The organism is Rhodococcus sp. C3V (assembly GCF_029269915.1).
GTDB classification, from domain to species: Bacteria; Actinomycetota; Actinomycetes; order Mycobacteriales; family Mycobacteriaceae; genus Rhodococcus_F; species Rhodococcus_F qingshengii.
Genome location: NZ_JARJBE010000003.1, coordinates 633,555 through 652,507 on the forward strand (window position 1 = coordinate 633,555; position 18,953 = coordinate 652,507).

Below are 18,953 nucleotides of genomic sequence, written 5' to 3' on the forward strand. Positions count from 1 at the left end.
GTGACCTGAGAGGCAGGGCCTTATGTCCTGTACGTAACGTGTGATGTCGAATGCGCGTCATCACCAGAAACCAACGAGGAGATCGATCAATGGGTAAGCCGATTGCCAGTGTGGCCGGAGGTCGGCAGTCCGTCCTTCTCGGGCTCGGCGTTCACCGCCCGGAGCGAGTCGTGACCAACGACGAGATCTGCGAGCTGATCGATTCCACCGACGAGTGGATCCAGACGCGATCGGGTATCAAGTCGCGCCGGTTCTCCGGCGAGGGTGAAGGCATCCTCGCGATGTCGATCAGCGCTGCCCGTAAAGCACTGGACGTCAGCGGCATTGCACCCGAGCAGATCGGCGCCGTGATCATCGCGACGTCGACGTGGGACCTGCAGACTCCCCAGGCTGCGTCCATCGTCGCCCACGAGCTCGGCATCAAGGGTCCGGCTGCATTCGACGTCGCGGCAGGCTGCGCCGGTTTCTGTACCGCTCTTGCAGTGGCCAGCGATCTCGTTCGCGGTGGCACGGTTGATCACGTACTCGTCGTCGGCGTCGAGTTGATGAGCGAGGCCACCGAGCCCACCGATCGCAGCGTGCGCTTCATCTTCGGTGACGGCGCAGGCGCAGTTGTCGTCGGCCCGAGCGATACCGTCGGAATCGGCCCGGTCGAGTGGGGTTCGGACGGCAGCCAGTCCGACGCCATCGTTCAGGAGCCGAGCTGGCTCGACTACACCAAGAACCCGACCGGACCTCGTCCGTGGATCAAGATGGCCGGTACCGCGGTGTTCCGCTGGGCTGCCTTCGAGATGGGCAAGGTCGCTACTCGCACCCTGGAGAAGTCGGGGCTGGGTATCGAGGACATCGACGCTTTTGTGCCGCACCAGGCAAACCAGCGCATCAACGAGGTCATCGCTCGCAGCATGAAGCTGCCCGAGGGCTTCCCCGTCTCCAACGACATCGCCGAGACGGGCAACACGTCCGCGGCCTCGATCCCGCTCGCCATGGAGCAGATGCTGCGCGACGGCCAGTGCAAGCCGGGCGACAAGGCATTGCTTCTCGCCTTCGGTGCGGGTCTGTCCTTCGCTGGTCAGGTTGTCGTCATGCCGCCGTTGGCTGGAGCGGAATCCGCCTGATTGTTCCTTACGGAAGGGCGCCTCGAACCCACGGTTCGGGGCGCCCTTCCGTTTCCGTCCGGATCGTCGAACGTCTGCGATGTGGCACTCTGGCGAGATGGTCGAGAACGTGGGGGAGTCCGAACGGGAGTCCGAACGTAATGGTGTGACGGGCGGCAGCTTGGCGAAGATGGGCGGGCAAGTGGCGCTCGCCAGCACGGTCAGTCGGATCACCGGCTTCGTCCGCACCCTTGCCCTTGCCGCGGTCCTGGGCATCGCCCTCGTCAGTGATGCGTACAACGCGGCCAACAGCTTCCCGAACATGGTCTATCAGCTCCTCCTCGGCGGGATTCTCGCCAGCGTCCTGCTTCCGTATCTGACGCGGCAACGGAGCCGTGGGCGGACGCTCGAACGAGAGCAGACGCAGCGCGTTCTCACCGTCGGAGCGCTGGCTCTTGCGCTCGTGACGGTAGTGGCCGTGGTGTGCGCGCCGCCTCTGGTCTCGGCCGTGATCGATGATCCGGCTCAACGAGAGCTGACGACGCTCTTCGCGTACTTGCTTCTTCCGGAGATCTTCTTCTATGGCGTCACGGCGATGATGACGGCTGTGCTCAGCGTTCGATCGGTGTTCGGCGCGCCGGCCTGGGCACCGGTGATCAACAACGTCGTCCTTCTGGTGACGGTCGCGGTCTTCCTGTGTATCCCGGGGCCGGTGGCTCTGACTCCCGAGTCGATGACCACCGCGCAGGTTCTGGTGATCGGTGTCGGCACTTTGCTCGGGATCGTGGCGCAAACCGCCGTCGTTGCTCGAGCGCTGCACCGCAACGGGTTTCGGTGGCGCCTTCGCGTGCGCGTCGTACCGCACACCTGGCGACCGGTGCGCGTCGGGGCGCCGTTGCTCGGCTGGGTACTTGTGTACGTCGTTGCCGGCCAGATCGGTGTGTGGGTGACGATGAAGGTCACTCTCTCCCGTCACGTCTACTCGATGTACACGCACGCGGATCTGCTGTTTCAAGTGGCGTACGGTATTCTCGGTGTGTCGTTGTTGACGGTGCTGATGCCGCGGATCGCCAGGTCGGTTGCTGCGGGTGACGACGTCGGCGTCGTATCCGATCTCGGCCGGGGAGCCCGGTATTCGGTGGTGGCGCTGATTCCGGTCACTGTGGCGCTCATGGTGTTCGGCCCCTCGTTGACCACCTTGATCTTCTTCGGCCGGGTCGACGGCAGCAGTGCCCGGTTGATCGGGACGGCCGTTGCGGTCAGTGCATTCGGGCTGGTGCCCTTTGCGATGGTCATGCTTCAGCTGCGAGTGTTCTACGCCGACAACAACACCCGAACTCCCGCGGTGATCGCCCTGGTGATGGTGGTCGCCAAGACTGCGCTCGTCCTTCTTGCGTCACTGTCGGCGAGTGACGAAAGGCTGGTCCTGGCCGTCTGTGCCGCCGGCTCGTTCTCCTACGTGTGTGGAGCGGTGCTCGGCCACATCCTTCTTCGAAAGCGATACGGGCTGTTGGGATTCCGTCGCGTGCAGGCCACCGTCGGAAGGATTTCGGCGGCGGCAATTCTGGCAGGTGGTTGTGCGCTCGCTTTGGTGGTGGCGGTTCAGAACCGAGTTCCCGAGCCCAGGCTTGCTGCTGTTATTTCATTGTCGGCGGGTGCGGCCGTCGGTGCCGTCGTCCTGTTGGGCGCATGCAAGGTCGTCGGTGTTCCCGAGATTCGCCGGGCGCGAGCCCTACTGCTGTCCTGAGGACAAGAGCGGTACCAGCAGTTCGTCCGGAGTGAGGGCGCCGTGCTGTCCACGGAGGCCGGACAGTCCCGATTCGACAGATCGACGTACGACGGCCACGTCCCCGGACGCAATGGCGATGACATCCCCGATCCGGCCGTGATACTCGGAATGCACTGCAGGCCCGAACAATCCTGCGACTATGCCCTCGGATCTCGTCCCGATCCACATGCGGTCACCCAGTTCGGCGCGCCAGCGGTCCGCAACATCTTGTGCAGCGCCTTCTCGGGTGTGGATGTGACGACATCTAGGTTCACCGGCAAGAGCGAGTACATCTTTGGACAGAATTGGAGTGTTGTCGAAGTCGATCTTGTTCTCGTCCGACACGTCGACCATTCCGTGGTCTGCCGTCACCAGCAATCTCACGTCCGGGCCGAGTGCAGCGGCGAGTTGCTCGACCAGTCGATCGACCAGCATCAGTTGGAAGATCCACGGCTCGGACTCGGGTCCGTAGACGTGGCCGAGTGCATCGATCTCGCTGATGTAGCAGTACGTGAACGTGCGGTCGGCAGATTTCGACGCCGCCACGGTGCGAGCGAGGAGGTCTCCGTATGCCTGGATTCCGGCGAACTGGGCACCGCGCATCCCGGCACGGGTGAGGCCGCTGCCGTCGAACTTCGACGGTACGACGGTTGTAACGGTGATGCCGGCCGCGGCGGCGCGATCGAACGTCGTGGCCTGCGGCTGCAGGGTTTCCGGGACGATGGAGTCGGTCTGAGATTCCTTCTTGCCCGCGCTGTGCCAACCCAGCCAGTTGAACACCGAATCGGCTTCTTCGACGTAGGACTGGTAGCCGGTGATGCCGTGCGCTCCCGAAGGCAGACCGGTCCCCAGTGAGACGATGCTGGTGGCCGTCGTCGTGGGGAAGCCTGCCCGGATGGGCGTTCCGATCAGTGAATTCAGGAATGGTGCATGTTCGACGTTGCGGGCGAGCAAATTCGCGCCCATCCCGTCTACCAGCAGAATTACGGTCTTCTTGCTGGGCTGTAGATCGAGACGGTTCGCTTCGCCGCTCACTCCGAGAGAAGCGAGTACCGACGGCGCAAGCGTCGACAGAGTCGGCTGCGAGTACACATCGAGGAGAGGGGCGGGGGCGGGCATCCCATGAGATTAGGCGTTGGACGCAGAAAACTGCATACCTTCTGGGCGAGTGTTCAAATCTGTGCGGTCAAATCCGGACTTTCCAGATGATCAGCGCGCAGAGACCGCGGACCGGTGCGGCCTCCGCGCGGAGATTCATTCCATGATCGTGGAGATCTGGAACTTGGCACCTAGTGGATCGGCCACCGACGCGAGACGGCCGAAGGGCGTGTCCTCGGGATCGCGCAAGACGCTGCCGCCGAATTCGACGACCTTGGCGACGGCCGCATCGGTGTCGTCCGCCCCGAAGTACACCTGCCAGAACGACGGCGCCTCTGCCGGGAGGAACGAGCTGGCATCCATCAAACCGGCGACGACGGTGTCACCCTGCTTGGCCTGTGAGTACCGGAACTCGTCGCTGTCACCGATCGACTCGTAAGTCCAGCCGAACACGTCGGTGTAGAACGGCAGGACCGCGGCGTAGTTCTTGGACAAGGTCTCGTGCCAGACCGGCGCTCCGGCCTCGCCGACCAAACCGAAGCCGTGATGCTGATCTGCCTGCCAGATGCCGACGACGGCACCGGCCGGATCGCCCACGATCGCCATGCTGCCCTGAGGACCGACCTGCATCGACGGCATCATGATCGTTCCGCCCGCGGCTTGGGCCTTGGACGCCGACGCTGCCGCATCAGTCGAGGAGATGTAGGTGGTCCACACGTTGCCGTAGGGGTTTCCCTCCTGCTGGGGTCCGAGCCCGGCGATAGGCTGCCCGTCTTTGCTGAAGATCGCGTAGCCGCCGTACTGCGGGTCGTCGTTTGTGTCAGCCTGCCAGCCGAACACGTTGGTGTAGAAGGATTTGGCAACCTCGGTGTCGGAGCTGGTGAGGTCGATCCAACAGGGTGTTCCGTCGAGCGCTGTGCGTGCGGGCATCTGAAAACTCTCCTTGACCGAAACGGATACACAAGCAGGGGACGCGGAAATGCTTGGCCGAGAAAGGCCTGAATCTCACGCTACGCGCGTACCCCGACACATTCCCAGGGTTCGAGAGCTTTGGGGTATGTGTCTGTTTCGCGTTCCCCGGTGGGCCGGACCTGCCAACGTAGACGACCGCCGAATCGTTCTTGATACTCCGAAGTTGATGGGGCACTTGCTCGATCGGCAAGGGCGTTCCACCGGGGAGTGTTGGTACGTGTCAGCTCCTGATCAGCCCCGTGCGATCGAGCCACGCGAGCGCATGACGGGTGAACTCGTCCGGAATCTCCAATTGTGGGGTGTGGCCGGTGTCGCCGAGAATGATGGTGGTCCAGTGTGGATGTGCAGCAGCGGCTGCCCGTGCGGCCTCGACCGGGACAAGCCGATCGCGATCGCCGTGCATCAGGAGCGTCGGAGTCGTGATCTCTCGCAATGTCTTTCGATAGGAGGCAGGACGGGCGAGGGTCATCAGCAGTGACCGTGCTGCCTGAAGGAATTCGGCATCCTGGGTAGGTTCGTTGCGGCGAATCGCCGTCAAGGCAGCGCCCGCGTCGAGGACCGCGGGGTCGGCTCGCGTCGGATCGGCAAAACACAATCTGGTCATCTGAGCGGCCAACTGCCGGTCTGACATCTTTCGGCGTCCGAAGCCGAGAACCTGCTCACCGACGTACGGCATCGAGTAGAGCGCGAATTGGGCGGCGACGGTCAGATCGGGAAGTTGGACGGGCAGGGGGAGCGCCGGATCCACCAGCACCAGGCCGGCGACTGATTCGGGACTGGCATGGGTCGACATTGCCGAGACCATTCCGCCCATGGAATTGCCGAACAGGACGGCGGGCTCACCCACCACTGTGTCGAGAAAGCGATTCAGAAGTACTGCGTTGGCGTCGACGCCGGTGTGTCGCCCACGGGCAGAGGTGAGTCCGAATCCGGCGAGGTCAAGTGCGTACACGCGCGTGCGCGCCGCCAGCGCCGGTGCGACCCGCACCCAGTTCAGGTGCGAGCCGCCCAGACCGTGAACGAGCACGATGGGCGGCGCTCCGCTGGGACCGCCGAAGTCGATCCAGTGAACGTCACCGCCGAGATCGGTGATGTTGCTTGTCCCGCCCCACGGGTGTGTGAGGGTGCTTCCGTCGGTGAGTTGGGCCGAAACAGCGGATTCCATACCTGCCAGGATGCACCGAGGTGTCGTCGTAGTCACGCACGCGTTCCGGTTCGGGATCCGAATATGTGTCATCGATCACGGATTCTCAAGAAGCTCAGGAAACGGGCAAAACGGAATTTGACTGGTGTTCAGCACCTTTCGAGGCTGTCGCCGCTTTCCGACGGCCGTGGCGCGCGTCCGGCGGAGGTCGGTTCGGGCATACTGAAAACCATGTGGTGGATGGTCGGGCTCATAGTGCTGGCCGCGCTGGTTTTGGCATCCGTTCTGGTCGGTTTCGTTTTCCGCCGCCCGATCGCCGAAGCCAAGTCGGCGGTGCTTGCCTTCGACGACGCCAGCTCTCAGCCCCAGCGCGACTGACCACCGTCGAGCGGAATTGTTGCTCCAGTCAGATACGCGGCATCCGGGCCGACCAGGAAAGCCACCGCGGTGCCGATGTCCGTCTCGCAGTCTCCGATCCTGCGGAGCGGAATACCGGCAACAAAAGCGGCAGCCTCTTCCGGGCGTGCATCTGCCCAACGCTGCAGCCCCGGCGACGACGCGTGGGGAGCAACCGCGTTGACCCGGATCCCGTCGACGCCCCATTCGCATGCTGCCGCGCGACTGAGGGCTCGGACGGATTCCTTCACGGCCGCGTAGCCGCCGTAGCCGGCAGCGTCCCAGCGGACGGCCACGGAGCTGACCATGTTGATGATTGCCCCGCCGCCGCGCTCCTTCATGAACGGGTAACAGGCTTGCATGGTTCGCAGAGTCGCGACGGGGCCGGACGTCAATCCGTCGGCAAGGCGCTCCGGAGTGAGGTCGAGGACGTTGCCGAGCGGGTTGAGGCTGGCGTTGTTGATCAGAATGTCGACGCCGCCGAACAGTTCCACCGTTCGCGCCACGGCTCCGGTGATGGAATCCGCGTCGGCGATATCCATGAGCACCGGTTCGGCACGGCCTCCGCGTTCGGCGATCTCGTTACATGTGACGACGAGTTTCGACTCAGTGCGGCCCGCGACCGCGACGGAAGCGCCCTCCTTGGCGAGCGCAAACGCAACTCCCTGGCCGACGCCTTGCCCTGCGCCAGTGATCAGGGCCACTTTTCCATCCAACTTGCCCACTGCTGTTCTCCTGCTCGTCATTCAACGGTTCCCGAAGCGTTGTCCGAATCGCGCATTGTTACTCGTGGGTTCCCGCTGGATGAGATGTGAGTTACGTCCCACTCAGCGGTGCCGCTTCAATTTTCGGTCGTCTTACGTATATTGTGAGCGCCGTTACATACCGGGCGCGCGGACCGCGTACACATTCCATGATGAGGAGCTAGACATGGCATACACCAGCAGCATTGCAGCCAACGCAACCACCGGACCGCTCACGGACCTGGCCAAGGTTCTCGGCCCGATCGCCGGCATCGTTAGCGGCATCGCAGCCGTCGCCACGATTGCTGCACTCTTCGGTGGCAACAGCGCTTCCTGATCTGCTTCTGCAGTCAGATTTCCTCCGGCTCGCATTCTGAAGATATTGCCTTCGTGGATGCGAGCCGGAGGTTTATCTGCACCTGAATATCTGTGTCTTGCAGGAACATTCAATTCTGTGATACGTCCATTGCTGCCGGCACATCCACACCTTCTTCGTGGACCTGGGGCCCGAAGTTCGGCAGCGGAGTGAAGTCGAGTGCCGCCTCCGAACCGCGGTAATGGCGGAAGTAGAAGAGGGATCGGTCGGGCCGCACCAGGCTGTCCGGTTCGCTTGTCTTCCATCCCCAGTGGACGTCTGCTCGCAAAATCTCCGACAGCCTCAGTATGTTCTTGCAACCATGGCTCTGTAGCCCAAGGCATTTCAATTCCTCGACGTCTCGCAATTGCCCGTCGCGCGTCCACCTGGATTCGTAGACCAGAGCATCGAGAACGACGCGGTGCGAACCCGCTTGAGTAACGCCGGCAAGTAGAACCTCCCAGTCCAATCCTGGTGCGTGTTGGAGGTATTCGTCGGCGTCGACGAATGCTGCCCATGCGACGGTGTCGCGGTACCGGCTCACGTAATCGACGTACGCCTCTACCTGTCCGTGCACGATCCGACCGTCCGCGTCGCGCGGTTGCCAGTCGACGATCGTCACCGGAAGGTCGTGCAGTTCTTTGCGGAATGCGACCTGAACTTCACTGTCCGACATCGATCGGGTGAAGGCGCCGTAAGAGTTGCCTCTCTTGTCCTCGCTGCGGCCGTGCCAACGGTTGAGGCTGAATGCGCTTGTCTTGCGGGTGGACCCGACGGAACCGGTGTTGTCGTAGAGAACAACCTCCCAGCCTTGCTCGATGTGGTGCAGGCACCAGTCCCTGATGAAGGGGAGATGTTCGCGGGGGAGCAGGACCGCAACCACGGCGCGGCGCCCGGCGTCAGAGCTGTTCGGATGATTCTTCGGATCCGTGATCACCCGACACACGATAGTGCTCTGCGTGGATGCGAGTTACTCAATGCTGCTCGTGGGAACGGTTGATCGTAGAACGTTGACACATTCGGCTATTTGTCTCATAGTCGAGTCATGACAACTTCTGTGTCACATTCGCCACGGTTTGTACCTTCCACCGGGGAGTCCTGGCGTTCGCCCTGGGCCATGTACGACGCATTGCGCGAGAACGACCCGGTGCACAACGTTGTGCCGGAAGCTGCGCCGCAGGACGACTACTGGGTGCTCACCCGTCACGAAGACGTCTACAACGCCGCTCGCGACTACGAGACGTATTCGTCGGCAAAGGGATTGACCACTGTCTATGGTGAACTCGAACAGATCGGGATGCAGGACAATCCGCCGTTCGTGATGCAGGATCCGCCAGTGCAGTCGGAGTTCCGGCGCATGGTGTCGAAGGGTTTCACTCCGCGTCAGGTATCGGCGGTCGAGCCGATGGTTCGCGAATTTGTCGTCGAACGTATCGAGGCGCTGAAAGCGCGTGGCAGCGGCGATATCGTCGTCGAGCTCTTCAAACCGTTGCCGTCTATGGTTGTCGCACACTATCTGGGTGTGCCGGAATCGGACCGTGACCAGTTCGACGGCTGGACCGAAGCCATTGTCGCTGCCAATTCGGCAGGTGGTGTGGCCGCGGCAGCGACGACGGCGCAGGCCGCCACCGGTGAGCTGATGATGTACTTCGCTTCGCTGATCGAACGCCGCAAGGTCGAACCGGGTGACGACACGATTTCGCACCTACTCGCCGCTGGACTCGGTGAAGACGGCGACATGTCCGGCCTGCTGTCGATTCTGGGCTTCGCCTTCACCATGGTGGCCGGGGGAAACGACACCACGACAGGAATGCTGGGTGGTTCGGTGGCGATGCTGACCGAACGCCTCGACCAGCGTCAGATCCTGCTGGACGATCCCGCATTGATCACCGACGCGGTCGACGAGTTGCTTCGACTCACCTCGCCGGTCCAAGGACTGGCACGCACCACGACGCGAGATGTGGCCTTGGGTGGCAAAGTGATTCCGGCAGGACGTAAGGTTCTGCTGATGTACGGTGCGGCCAATCGTGATCCCGAGAAGTACGGACCCGACGCGGCGGAGTTGGACGTCTTGCGTCGACCGCAGAAGATTCTCACCTTCAGTCATGGCGCCCACCACTGTCTGGGGGCGTCGGCAGCTCGGATGCAGGCTCGAGTTGCGTTGGAAGAGTTACTCTCCCGGATTCCCGACTTCCATGTCGACATCGACGCGATGCAATACGCGCCGGGCAACTACGTGCGCCGTCCGCTCTCGGCTCCGATGTCGGTGACTCGGCCATGAGCAACGACTGGCTCGGCGAGGGGCGCGCCTTGGCGGCAGCCGAGAAGATCCTCGACAGTGCGGCGCAATTGTTCGTCGAGAAAGGCGTCAACGCGGTCGGTATGGCGGAGATAGCCTCTGCTGCAGGATGTTCCCGGGCCACCTTGTATCGGTACTTCGAGAATCGGCAGGCTCTTCACATTGCGTTCGTTCACCGCGAAGCTCGCAGGCTGGGAACTGCGATCGCGGAATCGGTAGCGACCATCGACGATCCGAGTGAGCGTCTGGAGACGGCCATACTCACTGCAGTGTCCGCGGTGCGTAGCACTCCGACGTTGGCTGCATGGTTCACTCCGGGTGATGCGAGTCTTGCCGGTGAACTTGCCAATTCATCCGACGTCATCAACGGACTTGGTGTCGCGATGCTCGGTGAACTCGGAGCAGGCACAGCGTCGCGGGCGCGCTGGATCGTGCGAGTGATTCTCTCGCTGCTCATGGTGCCGGGGGCGGACGAGAACGACGAGCGGACGTTGGTGCGTGAGTTCGTCGTTGCGCTGTTGATTGCTGGACGGGCCACCTGATCATCCCTTCCGGGTGATGTGCGAGGGCTGCGTGGGGATCGAGGATGAACCGATATCCCGACACAGGTCACCGCGAGTTCCCGAGGAGCGTAAGAGAAGATGACTACACCGTCCGAACTCGACCCCAAGCCCGCCACCGAAGCGACTCGCCTGGCAAATGCCCAGGTTCTCCGTGACCTTCCTTTCGACGACACCTTCGACTTCGAACTGATTTCTCGAGGTCTCGTGGCACCGCTCATCGATGGCGGACTGGTCAAAGGTGACAAAGGGCAGTTCATCTTCTCGTACGACGCCTACGGGTTCGCCGACGGCGATGCACCGGATACCGTCAACCCGAGTCTGTGGCGCCAAGCCACTTTGATGGGAAGGGCGGTGGACTGTTCAAGCTGGCTGATCGTCTGTACCAGGTGATCGGCCAGGACTTGTCGAACACGACGATCATCGAGGGCGACACCGGGTTGATCATCGGTGACACTCTGATGTCCGCGGAAACAGCCGCTCTCGCGCTGGAGTTGTACTACCAGCACCGCCCGAAGGTTCCGGTCAAGGCAATCATCTTCACGCACTCCCACGGCGATCACTTCGGCGGTGTCAAAGGATTTGTCACCGACGAAGAGATCGATTCCGGTGCCGTAAAGGTCTACGCACCAGACAGTTTCACCGAGGAAGCGATTTCCGAGAACGTACTTGCCGGCACGGCAATGACACGTCGCGGAATGTACATGTACGGATCGTTCCTGCGTCCGGGGCCACAAGGGCAGGTATCCGGTGGTCTCGGCCTGTCCACTTCGCACGGCACTTCGACGTTCGCCGTGCCTACCGACGTCATCACCGAACCGGTGCACGAAGAGGTCATCGACGGTGTGCGCGTGACGTTCATGCTCGCGCCGGGAACCGAAGCGCCATCCGAAATGCTCTTCTATTTACCAGATTTCAAGGCGCTCGGGTCAGCTGAGGACGTCACGCACACGATGCACAATCTATACACGTTGCGCGGCGCCAAGACTCGCGACGCCAAAGCGTGGTCGCACTACGTGCGTCTGGCAATGGAACTGTTCCCCGACGTCGAAATCATCTTTGCGCAGCATCATTGGCCCACGTGGGGTAACGACAAGATCTTGAAGCTGATGTCGGATCAGGCAGATCTGTACAAGTATCTGCACGATCAGACGTTGCGCCTTGCCAACAAGGGACTGACACCGGTAGAGATTGCCGACCAGATCGAGGTACCCGACGCGATCGGAAAGCAGTGGTACAACCGTGGGTACTACGGCTCGCTCAGTCACAACGTCAAAGCGATCTACACCTTCTATCTCGGTTGGTTCGACGGCGTTCCCGCTCACCTCAATCCCCATCCGCCGGTGGAGAACGGCAAGCGCTACGTCGAAGCCGTCGGCGGGCCGGACGCACTTCTGACCAAGGGCAAGCAGGCGTTCGGCGACGGCGACTACCGCTGGGCCGCGGAGTTGGTGAACCATCTGGTGTTCGCCGATCCGAGTAATCAGAATGCGCGAGAGTTGTTGGCGGACACGTACGAACAACTCGGCTACCAAGCCGAGAACGGAACGTGGCGCAACTTCTACCTGGTCGGAGCGATGGAATTGCGGCATCCGCTGGCACCGATGCCGTCCAACAACCCCACCGGCCCGGCCGTGGTCGCAGTGATGCCGCTCGAACAGATGCTGGATTTCTGGGCAGTTCGCCTCGACGGTCCCAAAGCAGCCGATGTAGACCTGTCGTTGCGATTCGTATTGTCCGACACCGCGGACAACGTCCTGGTCACAGTGCGCAACGGCGTGCTGAACTACGACATGGACAAGGCAGATGCTTCGGCCGCCCTGACTCTGACCTTGACCCGTGCCGTGTTCAACGAGGTGTATCTGGGAACGACCTCGCTCACCGAATCCATCAAGGCCGGAACGGCAAAAGCTGTGGGAGATCAGTCCGAACTGGAGACGTTCATCTCGCTGCTGGAGGACTTCGATCTGTGGTTCGATATCGTCACGCCGTGACTGGTCGACTCCATGATGTGGCCCGGGCGGGGGATCATTCGAAACGAGAAGGATCTCCCGCGCCGACCCGCACGATTTCGGGAACACCGGACGAATAGTCGACGACTGTGGTGGGTTCGGTTCCGCAGTCACCCGAGTCGATGACGGCGTCGAGTTGGTGGTCGAGTTCTTCCTTGATCTGCCAGCCGTCCGTCATCGGTTCCTCGGCGCCGGGCAGGAGAAGGGTGCTGGAGAGGATGGGTTCACCCAACTCTTGCAAGAGTGCCCGCACTACCGGGTGGCTGGGGATACGCACTCCGACGGTCTTCTTCTTGGCGTGTGCCAGCCGACGCGGAACTTCCTTCGTGGCGGGAAGGATGAACGTGTACTGCCCAGGCGTAGCCGCTTTCACCGCGCGGAACGCCGAGTTGGTGACGTGAACGAAGTGCCCGAGCTGCGCGAAATCGGCACAGACCAGCGTGAAGTGATGGTCCGAACGCAGATGACGGATCTCGCGGATCCGATCGGTGCCCGAGTGATTGTCCATTTGGGCGCCCAGGGCGTAGCAGGAGTCGGTGGGGTAGGCGATGACCGCGTCGTTGCGCAGCATTTCGACGATCTGGCTGATCGCGCGCGGCTGCGGGTTTTCCGGGTGAACGTCGAAGTATCGGGCCATCAACTCAGCTTAGTTCAGCTTGCAGATCACGAATGCCGTTCACCGTTGAGACTGTGGTCGGCGAGCAAACCCGTCAGCTCTTCGGCGTAGGCGAGTTGCTTACGTAAGTGTGTGCAGCTTTCTTCCGCCCGGGTGTGGCAGTCGGTGACGAATTCGGTTGCAGCGGTGCGCGTTGACGCGTCCGAAGCTTCGTCGCCGAGCACTGCCAGAGAATCGAGAAGTTGTTTCATTTCTTCGAGACTGAATCCGAGCGGCTTCATTCGTCGGATTACCAGTAGCCGTTGGACATCGGCCTCGGTATAGAGGCGGAATCCTCCGGCGCTCCGCTCGGACGGAGTAACCAGACCGACCTCGTCGTAATGACGAATCGTCTTGATCGACAGTTCGGTGCGTTCGGCAGCCTGTCCGATCTGCATGTTCGGCCCTTGGCCCGCATGTTCCGGCTCAGACATCACTCCCACTTTCCTCGCGCTGGGCCTCCATACTCTCAGTGACCGTCACCCAGGCGACCGGACAGGCGCAGGTGGCGCTCGGCCGATGCGTCGTCGAGCCCCACGATCTCGAAATTCTTGCCTCTGGCCGCGTACTTGGTGGTGATGGCGTCCAATGTCGCGACGGTCGACGCGTCCCAGACATGAGACTCGGACAGATCGATGACAATGTTCTTCGGGTCGCCGGCGTAGTCGAACTGGTAGATCAGATCGTTGCTGGATGCGAAGAACAGTTCGCCTCGAACCGCATAGACACGGGTGTCCTCGTCCGGATGCGCGACGTCGATCGCTTCGGTGAGATGCGCGACGCGGCGAGCGAAGATGACCAACGCGGTGATCACTCCGACGATCACGCCGTAGGCAAGATTGTGGGTCGCGACGGTGACTACCACGGTGACCAACATGACCACTGTCTCGCCGATCGGCATGCGGCGCAGGGTCTTCGGATTGATGCTGTGCCAATCGAAAGTGCCGACCGAGACCATGATCATGACGGCCACCAATGCGGCCATGGGAATCAACGCCACCACATCGCCGAGGCCGACGACGAGTATCAGCAAGAACACGCCCGCCAGGAAAGTCGAGATTCGAGTGCGAGCGCCGGAGACCTTGACGTTGATCATGGTCTGGCCGATCATCGCGCACCCTCCCATGCCCCCGAAGAAGCCGGTGACGATGTTCGCGACGCCTTGGCCCCACCCTTCTCGGGTCTTGTTCGAGTGCGTATCCGTGACGTCGTCGACGAGCTTGGCCGTCATCAACGATTCGAGGAGTCCGACGAGCGCCATGGCCAATGCGTACGGCGCAATGATCGACAGTGTGTGCATGTCCAGGGGGACATCGGGGAACAGTAGCGTCGGTAGGCTCGACGGAAGCTCGCCCTCGTCGCCGACGTTGGGGACATCGAACGCGAAAACGACTGTGGCGGTTGTCAGTAGCACGATTGCCACCAGTGGAGCCGGGACGGCGTTCGTCAGTTTCGGCAGGAATACGAGTAGCAGAAGTGCGACTGCAAGGAGTGGGTAGACGAGCCACGGAACATCGATCAGGTGGGGGAGTTGGGCGATGAAGATCAAGATGGCGAGTGCGTTGACGAATCCCACCATGACGCTGCGCGGAATGAAGCGCATCAACTTTGCGACGCCCAGGAGGCTCAACACGATCTGGAGAAGGCCGGCCAGAAGGACTGTCGCAATCAGGTAGTCGATTCCGTACTCGCGCGTCAGTGGAGCGACGACCAGTGCGACGGCGCCGGTAGCTGCGGAGATCATTGCGGGTCGTCCGCCGACGACGGCGATGGTCACTGCCATCGTGAACGACGCGAACAGTCCTACCCGCGGATCGACGCCGGCGATGATCGAGAACGAGATCGCCTCGGGAATCAGTGCCAACGCCACGACCAGTCCGGCCAAAACCTCCGTTTTGAGACGGTGAGGTGACCGGAGCGCGGCCCGAACCGAATTGTCGTTGGTGGATGAAGCGATGGTTACTGCCATGAGATTCCGTCCTGACGAGGTTCTCATACTCTACCCTCCTGTAAGGGTAGAGTATGACCGGAGATCTCGCTATGGTGCGAACTTCTGTCGAATTGTGTTTCCCTGCAGTGAATCTCGAATTGCGAGATTGATCGAGAGGGGAAAGGCCTGCGGCGGCGGTCAGATGTGACGACCAGCAACTCTTACCAAGTATTTACCTACTGTGTGGGTTTTGTTTATTGAAAACGGGTCAACTCGGGCGCCGGCTCCGTTACAGTTCGGCGGCAAACGTCAATCAGGTTGTTCCGAGAGGACATCATGTCAAAACGCCTACTGAGTGCTGCGCTCCTTACCGGCCTCCTTGCCGGTGGAACCGCTGTGGCCGTGATTCCGGCAACCGCGGCGCCCGTTGCAGAAACCACGTCGACAACGTTCCAGGTCACGTGCCGCGCAGTTCCGAGTGCGTTCTCCGGTCCTTCGTCAGACGGAAAGCCTGCCACGGTGCGGGTTTCGGCTCCTGCGGTAGTCGCGCCAGGTCAGGTCTTCGACATCGACGTGGATCCGGGTAGCGTCCAGATCCCGAACGATGTGAGCGGCGCAAGCGTCAAGAAGATCTCGCGTCTGAAGATCGATCTGCCGATTCCGACCAACGCGGAGTTCGTTTCGGCGACGGTCACCGATCCGGGCAATGTTATTGCCGGGAAACCTGCTTCGGTGATTCGTGTCAACGAAGACGGTGCTCCCGCAGCGGACGGTCCGATACTCCGGTTGTCCGGCGCAAACGAAGCGATCGGCAACAGCCCGTCATCGTCGTCGGGTGCGCACGGTGGGCTGGCGATCAATGCTCAGTCCGGTGCCGAGACGGACATCGTCTTTCCGAAGATCAGAATCACCGTAAAGGCCGGGCCTTCCGGCGCAGTCGAAACCAATGTCCGGACTTCGGGTGCTGCAGGTACTTTCGGTGGGCCGGAGTCATTTTTGACCTTCCTCCCTCAGGTCAGTCACTGGCTCGCGGGAACCATCTGGGCGCCCACATCCTGCTCGCCGCGCGACGCTGAGACCGGCCCCCTCAATGCCGGTGCCGGCGCCCTGGCATCCACGAAGATCGACGGGGACCTGGGGCCCGTTGATCCTGAGCCAGGCGCGGACATCGTGACTAAGCTCGAAGGACCGGCTACCGCCGCGACCGGTACCAAGGTGTCTTTTGCTTCTCACGTCGATCCGGAAAACGCAACGGGAACAGTACAGTTCATGGTCGACGGCAAACCCGTCGGTGACCCGCGGCCGGTGGTTCGCGGTATTGCGCGCCTGGATCTCACCTTCGGTAAGGCGGGTACCAAGTCCGTGACTGCAGTATTCACCGCTACCGGAGACGAGGCGAAGTACACGTCGGCGGCACACGTACTCACGGTGACCGGTGACACCACAGGTCCGGTCGATCCCAACCCGACCGATCCGGGCACCCCGGGTGGTCTCGGCAGCCTCGAGTCCGTTCTGCCGCAGCTGCCGACGGGTTCGCTCGGTGGCAAGTGATCACGGTCCTACCTCACTGAACTTTCAATGGCCGAGTTCTTCTGAAAGGCAACACATGAACCCCCGCACTCTGGCAGTTTGCGCTGTCGTACCAGCACTCGCGGCCGGACTCCTCGCTGTGTCCGCGCCGGTGGCAGCGGCTTCCGATACCGTGACGCGGACAGTTTCCTTCGAACACAAGTGCCGGGTCGACGGCGCCACCGATTGGGATTCGTCGTTCTCCGACAACATGGAGGTAACGGCGCCCACGTCCGTGCGTCCCGGCGAACAGTTCACAGTGAAATTGCATCCAGGCACCATGCGTAGTTCGGATTCGGACACCGGTCGAATCAAGTACGACATCGCATTACCGCAAGGGGCAACCCTGGTTTCGTACTCCCTCGTCGGTGATTCGTCGTCCAACTTGACCGGCGAGACTGCGGTGCTGCTCCGGGTGGGCGCAGACGGAAACGCAAACCCGGCGGGTGAGTACCTGCGAATTACCGGTGCCGGCAACAAGACAGTCAACGACGGTCCGAGCGCGAACGACAACAAGCCCAAGGAAGGGCTGCAAGTCAAGGCGAACACGGACTTTCGTTTGCCGGCAGTCGAATTGAAACTCGAAGCTCGGTCCGACGAGGGAAATGCGACGACGCACCTGCGCGCCGGGGCGACGAGCCCGAGCATCAAGATCAAAGACACGAGCATGAGTTTCGGTGAGTCCCGGTGGGTCAATGCCGCTGGGTATTGTGTTGCTGCGGGGGAAGGACGCAACGCCCTCTCGACTACCGAGGTCTTCACGACCAACCAGACCGAGACGATGGTCGCTGTCGCGCTGGAGGCACTGACGGGCGAAGACGTCAAGATTGCGGCGAGTATCGACCCGAACCCGGGTGAGGGAACGGTCGAGTTCTTCGACGGCGACACGAAGATCGGCAGCGCCACAGTCGATTCCAATGGCCATGCAGAACTGGTCTGGCCGTTCCGCGACCAGGGCGAGCATCGCATCACCGCAAAGTTCTTGGGTACCAAGAAGTTCAGTTCTTCGGAATCTGCGGACAAGACCGTGACCGTCACCGTGCCTGGTGTCATCGTCGTCGAGCCGGTGGATCCGACGGAACCGGAAACTCCTGGTGGAACCGGAAGCCTCGGGGACATCTTCTCGAAGCTGCCGACGGGCTCACTCGGAGGCTGAGTCACCCAAACGGCAGGGGAGCGTCGACGTTTCGGCTCGAAGACGGGTGTGTGATCGAATACTGGAATGACAGGTTCGAATCATGCCGAGAGCCGCAACGCCGGCGTTCTCTGATCTTCTCAATGGGAGTCTCCGTCACGGAAATCGGGCCAGAACCACAAAAAGGTAGCTCACCAAAACTCGTGCCCTTTTACTACCGTTAGTTGAAGAACTGCGCGAACCGCGGGTTCTTACATCAACAAGCCTTCGAACTCGCCGCTGCGGTTCAGGTATGAACAAGGTAGGGAAAATGCGCAAGGTTAGTTTGCTCGCGTCCGCTGCAGCAGTAGCTGTCGGTGTGGCAATGATCGGGACGTCTGCGGCCTCAGCAGCGCCGGGAACGATTCCTGGTCACGGACTGTTCGACGTGCCGTGGGAGGTGTTGCCGGGAACCTACACGACGTCTGGGCCCGTATCAGCTGACATGCCGTGCATATACGGCCGAGCGAAGGTCGACGGCGATGGTGAATTGAATGTCCTCGAGTTCGAAAGCACCCTCGAACCGGCGACAGTCACGATTCTCTTGACGGATTCTCGCTTCACCACCGCATATTGCGCTGATTGGAAGCGAGTGTCGTCAGTCGGATCGTTGGATCTCGGATCACTTTTCGGGTCATAGACGTCTCCGCTCTGATTCCAGATGGGCCTCTGGCCGTGGCCACGGACCTCTGCTATCTCGGCTAACGCTCGCCTCGCGGATGTGCTCGTTCGTCTCGAGTTTCCGACCACTCGTCGCATGAGTCCATGACCAGGGACTTTAGCCCTCGGTAATTACCTACCAATCGGTATATTCTGCGAAGGTACGGACTTCGTGAACCGATGTGAGTTGGCTCCGGGGGACGTGCCGGCCTCGCAGGACCGCCCGCAAAGTCAGCCCGGTGAGGCCACCGGAGTTCGCGCATTTCGACAGATTGCCGCTGGGTCCGTCCGCTACGAGGGGAGCGGACGGACCAGACGGCACGAGAGAGTGCCATGCCTGAACGTGGTCAAAGCAGAGTGGACGCGGGGATCATTGCCGTCGTCGCAGTCATCACCGGTGTGTTCGTCGCACTGACCGGTCACGGTCTGGTTGCAGCGCTCGCCACCGTAGTGGGCCTCGCGCTCGGAATGGCGATTGTGCGGTATCTGATCAAGGGCCGCTGATCACCGCAAGAGTTCAG

General features: G+C 61.6%; 20 protein-coding genes. 12 read left to right on the forward strand and 8 right to left on the reverse strand.

All coding sequences use genetic code 11. The features are described from left to right. Window positions 1-89 precede the first annotated feature (89 nt). Window positions 90-1,118, forward strand: coding sequence for a beta-ketoacyl-ACP synthase III (locus tag P3G66_RS11800; protein WP_003945837.1), 1,029 nt, complete (start codon window positions 90-92; stop codon window positions 1,116-1,118). Between the two features lie 97 nt (window positions 1,119-1,215). Next, window positions 1,216-2,844: a lipid II flippase MurJ gene (locus tag P3G66_RS11805; protein WP_276116566.1), complete on the forward strand. Its 1,629-nt coding sequence runs from the start codon at window positions 1,216-1,218 to the stop codon at window positions 2,842-2,844. Here P3G66_RS11805 and P3G66_RS11810 read toward each other — a convergent pair. From P3G66_RS11810 to P3G66_RS11820, 3 genes are all read right to left on the reverse strand, one after another. Beyond that, window positions 2,830-3,984 (reverse strand): nucleotide pyrophosphatase/phosphodiesterase family protein, encoded by a 1,155-nt coding sequence (locus P3G66_RS11810; protein ID WP_054826163.1) that lies wholly within the window; start codon window positions 3,982-3,984, stop codon window positions 2,830-2,832. The genes P3G66_RS11805 and P3G66_RS11810 overlap by 15 nt on opposite strands. Before the next feature lie 135 nt (window positions 3,985-4,119). Beyond that, on the reverse strand, window positions 4,120-4,893 hold the full coding sequence (locus P3G66_RS11815) for a VOC family protein (RefSeq protein ID WP_042452552.1): 774 nt from the start codon (window positions 4,891-4,893) through the stop codon (window positions 4,120-4,122). Between the two features lie 262 nt (window positions 4,894-5,155). Further along, window positions 5,156-6,100, reverse strand: a complete 945-nt coding sequence (locus tag P3G66_RS11820) for an alpha/beta hydrolase (RefSeq protein ID WP_042452549.1) — start codon at window positions 6,098-6,100, stop codon at window positions 5,156-5,158. Between the two features lie 219 nt (window positions 6,101-6,319). Here P3G66_RS11820 and P3G66_RS11825 point away from each other — a divergent pair, with 219 nt between their 5' ends. Then, window positions 6,320-6,457 carry a hypothetical protein gene (locus P3G66_RS11825; protein ID WP_003945592.1) on the forward strand — a complete coding sequence of 46 codons (138 nt, stop codon included), beginning with the start codon at window positions 6,320-6,322 and terminating at the stop codon, window positions 6,455-6,457. Here P3G66_RS11825 and P3G66_RS11830 read toward each other — a convergent pair. After that, window positions 6,439-7,200 (reverse strand): SDR family oxidoreductase, encoded by a 762-nt coding sequence (locus tag P3G66_RS11830; RefSeq protein WP_042452547.1) that lies wholly within the window; start codon window positions 7,198-7,200, stop codon window positions 6,439-6,441. The two genes, P3G66_RS11825 and P3G66_RS11830, sit on opposite strands and share 19 nt — an antisense overlap. Before the next feature lie 205 nt (window positions 7,201-7,405). Here P3G66_RS11830 and P3G66_RS11835 point away from each other — a divergent pair, with 205 nt between their 5' ends. Continuing rightward, window positions 7,406-7,555 (forward strand): hypothetical protein, encoded by a 150-nt coding sequence (locus tag P3G66_RS11835; protein ID WP_021343080.1) that lies wholly within the window; start codon window positions 7,406-7,408, stop codon window positions 7,553-7,555. Between the two features lie 109 nt (window positions 7,556-7,664). On the opposite strand, the gene P3G66_RS11840 is transcribed toward P3G66_RS11835, so the two are convergent. Next, entirely contained in the window at window positions 7,665-8,510 is an 846-nt protein-coding gene (locus P3G66_RS11840; protein ID WP_007734601.1) for a hypothetical protein, read from the reverse strand. A gap of 108 nt (window positions 8,511-8,618) precedes the next feature. Here P3G66_RS11840 and P3G66_RS11845 point away from each other — a divergent pair, with 108 nt between their 5' ends. The 4 genes from P3G66_RS11845 (at window position 8,619) to P3G66_RS11860 (ending at window position 12,426) form a co-directional block, all read left to right on the forward strand. Continuing rightward, the gene (locus tag P3G66_RS11845; RefSeq protein ID WP_042920218.1) at window positions 8,619-9,854 is read left to right on the forward strand and encodes a cytochrome P450; all 1,236 of its coding nucleotides are present in this window, start codon (window positions 8,619-8,621) and stop codon (window positions 9,852-9,854) included. Beyond that, window positions 9,851-10,414, forward strand: coding sequence for a helix-turn-helix domain-containing protein (locus tag P3G66_RS11850; protein ID WP_007734604.1), 564 nt, complete (start codon window positions 9,851-9,853; stop codon window positions 10,412-10,414). The genes P3G66_RS11845 and P3G66_RS11850 overlap by 4 nt, the downstream gene beginning before the upstream one ends. Before the next feature lie 99 nt (window positions 10,415-10,513). Then, window positions 10,514-10,825, forward strand: a complete 312-nt coding sequence (locus P3G66_RS11855) for a hypothetical protein (protein WP_276116567.1) — start codon at window positions 10,514-10,516, stop codon at window positions 10,823-10,825. Continuing rightward, complete coding sequence (locus tag P3G66_RS11860; RefSeq protein ID WP_276116568.1) at window positions 10,822-12,426, forward strand: alkyl sulfatase dimerization domain-containing protein; 1,605 nt, start codon at window positions 10,822-10,824, stop codon at window positions 12,424-12,426. Before P3G66_RS11855 ends, P3G66_RS11860 begins: the two co-directional genes overlap by 4 nt. Before the next feature lie 34 nt (window positions 12,427-12,460). Here P3G66_RS11860 and P3G66_RS11865 read toward each other — a convergent pair whose 3' ends face one another. From P3G66_RS11865 to P3G66_RS11875, 3 genes are read right to left on the reverse strand one after another with little or no spacing between them, the layout of a single operon-like run. Continuing rightward, window positions 12,461-13,081 carry an L-threonylcarbamoyladenylate synthase gene (locus tag P3G66_RS11865; RefSeq protein ID WP_276116569.1) on the reverse strand — a complete coding sequence of 207 codons (621 nt, stop codon included), beginning with the start codon at window positions 13,079-13,081 and terminating at the stop codon, window positions 12,461-12,463. A gap of 26 nt (window positions 13,082-13,107) precedes the next feature. Further along, a complete protein-coding gene (locus P3G66_RS11870) occupies window positions 13,108-13,533 on the reverse strand; it encodes a MerR family transcriptional regulator (protein ID WP_276116570.1) in 426 nt (141 codons plus the stop codon). Between the two features lie 35 nt (window positions 13,534-13,568). Next, entirely contained in the window at window positions 13,569-15,068 is a 1,500-nt protein-coding gene (locus tag P3G66_RS11875) for a SulP family inorganic anion transporter (protein ID WP_276116571.1), read from the reverse strand. A gap of 297 nt (window positions 15,069-15,365) precedes the next feature. Between P3G66_RS11875 and P3G66_RS11880 the strand changes: the two genes are divergently transcribed. From P3G66_RS11880 to P3G66_RS11895, 4 genes are all read left to right on the forward strand, one after another. Then, entirely contained in the window at window positions 15,366-16,580 is a 1,215-nt protein-coding gene (locus tag P3G66_RS11880; RefSeq protein WP_276116572.1) for an Ig-like domain repeat protein, read from the forward strand. Window positions 16,581-16,635: 55 nt separating this feature from the next. After that, window positions 16,636-17,754 (forward strand): Ig-like domain-containing protein, encoded by a 1,119-nt coding sequence (locus tag P3G66_RS11885; RefSeq protein WP_064074103.1) that lies wholly within the window; start codon window positions 16,636-16,638, stop codon window positions 17,752-17,754. A 289-nt stretch (window positions 17,755-18,043) separates the two neighbouring features. Beyond that, a complete protein-coding gene (locus P3G66_RS11890; protein WP_029537646.1) occupies window positions 18,044-18,412 on the forward strand; it encodes a hypothetical protein in 369 nt (122 codons plus the stop codon). A gap of 353 nt (window positions 18,413-18,765) precedes the next feature. Next, complete coding sequence (locus P3G66_RS11895; protein WP_007734610.1) at window positions 18,766-18,936, forward strand: hypothetical protein; 171 nt, start codon at window positions 18,766-18,768, stop codon at window positions 18,934-18,936. The last annotated feature ends 17 nt before the right edge of the window (window positions 18,937-18,953 follow it).

What these genes read in the sequence shown, in the direction of transcription:
- P3G66_RS11800 (WP_003945837.1), top strand. Translation starts at nt 90, where the DNA reads ATGGGTAAGCCGATTGCCAGTGTGGCCGGAGGTCGGCAGTCCGTCCTT.
- P3G66_RS11805 (WP_276116566.1), top strand. Translation starts at nt 1,216, where the DNA reads ATGGTCGAGAACGTGGGGGAGTCCGAACGGGAGTCCGAACGTAATGGT.
- P3G66_RS11810 (WP_054826163.1), bottom strand. Translation starts at nt 3,984, where the DNA reads ATGCCCGCCCCCGCCCCTCTCCTCGATGTGTACTCGCAGCCGACTCTG.
- P3G66_RS11815 (WP_042452552.1), bottom strand. Translation starts at nt 4,893, where the DNA reads ATGCCCGCACGCACAGCGCTCGACGGAACACCCTGTTGGATCGACCTC.
- P3G66_RS11820 (WP_042452549.1), bottom strand. Translation starts at nt 6,100, where the DNA reads ATGGAATCCGCTGTTTCGGCCCAACTCACCGACGGAAGCACCCTCACA.
- P3G66_RS11825 (WP_003945592.1), top strand. Translation starts at nt 6,320, where the DNA reads ATGGTCGGGCTCATAGTGCTGGCCGCGCTGGTTTTGGCATCCGTTCTG.
- P3G66_RS11835 (WP_021343080.1), top strand. Translation starts at nt 7,406, where the DNA reads ATGGCATACACCAGCAGCATTGCAGCCAACGCAACCACCGGACCGCTC.
- P3G66_RS11845 (WP_042920218.1), top strand. Translation starts at nt 8,619, where the DNA reads ATGACAACTTCTGTGTCACATTCGCCACGGTTTGTACCTTCCACCGGG.
- P3G66_RS11850 (WP_007734604.1), top strand. Translation starts at nt 9,851, where the DNA reads ATGAGCAACGACTGGCTCGGCGAGGGGCGCGCCTTGGCGGCAGCCGAG.
- P3G66_RS11855 (WP_276116567.1), top strand. Translation starts at nt 10,514, where the DNA reads ATGACTACACCGTCCGAACTCGACCCCAAGCCCGCCACCGAAGCGACT.
- P3G66_RS11865 (WP_276116569.1), bottom strand. Translation starts at nt 13,081, where the DNA reads ATGGCCCGATACTTCGACGTTCACCCGGAAAACCCGCAGCCGCGCGCG.
- P3G66_RS11870 (WP_276116570.1), bottom strand. Translation starts at nt 13,533, where the DNA reads ATGTCTGAGCCGGAACATGCGGGCCAAGGGCCGAACATGCAGATCGGA.
- P3G66_RS11875 (WP_276116571.1), bottom strand. Translation starts at nt 15,068, where the DNA reads ATGGCAGTAACCATCGCTTCATCCACCAACGACAATTCGGTTCGGGCC.
- P3G66_RS11880 (WP_276116572.1), top strand. Translation starts at nt 15,366, where the DNA reads ATGTCAAAACGCCTACTGAGTGCTGCGCTCCTTACCGGCCTCCTTGCC.
- P3G66_RS11885 (WP_064074103.1), top strand. Translation starts at nt 16,636, where the DNA reads ATGAACCCCCGCACTCTGGCAGTTTGCGCTGTCGTACCAGCACTCGCG.
- P3G66_RS11890 (WP_029537646.1), top strand. Translation starts at nt 18,044, where the DNA reads ATGCGCAAGGTTAGTTTGCTCGCGTCCGCTGCAGCAGTAGCTGTCGGT.
- P3G66_RS11895 (WP_007734610.1), top strand. Translation starts at nt 18,766, where the DNA reads ATGCCTGAACGTGGTCAAAGCAGAGTGGACGCGGGGATCATTGCCGTC.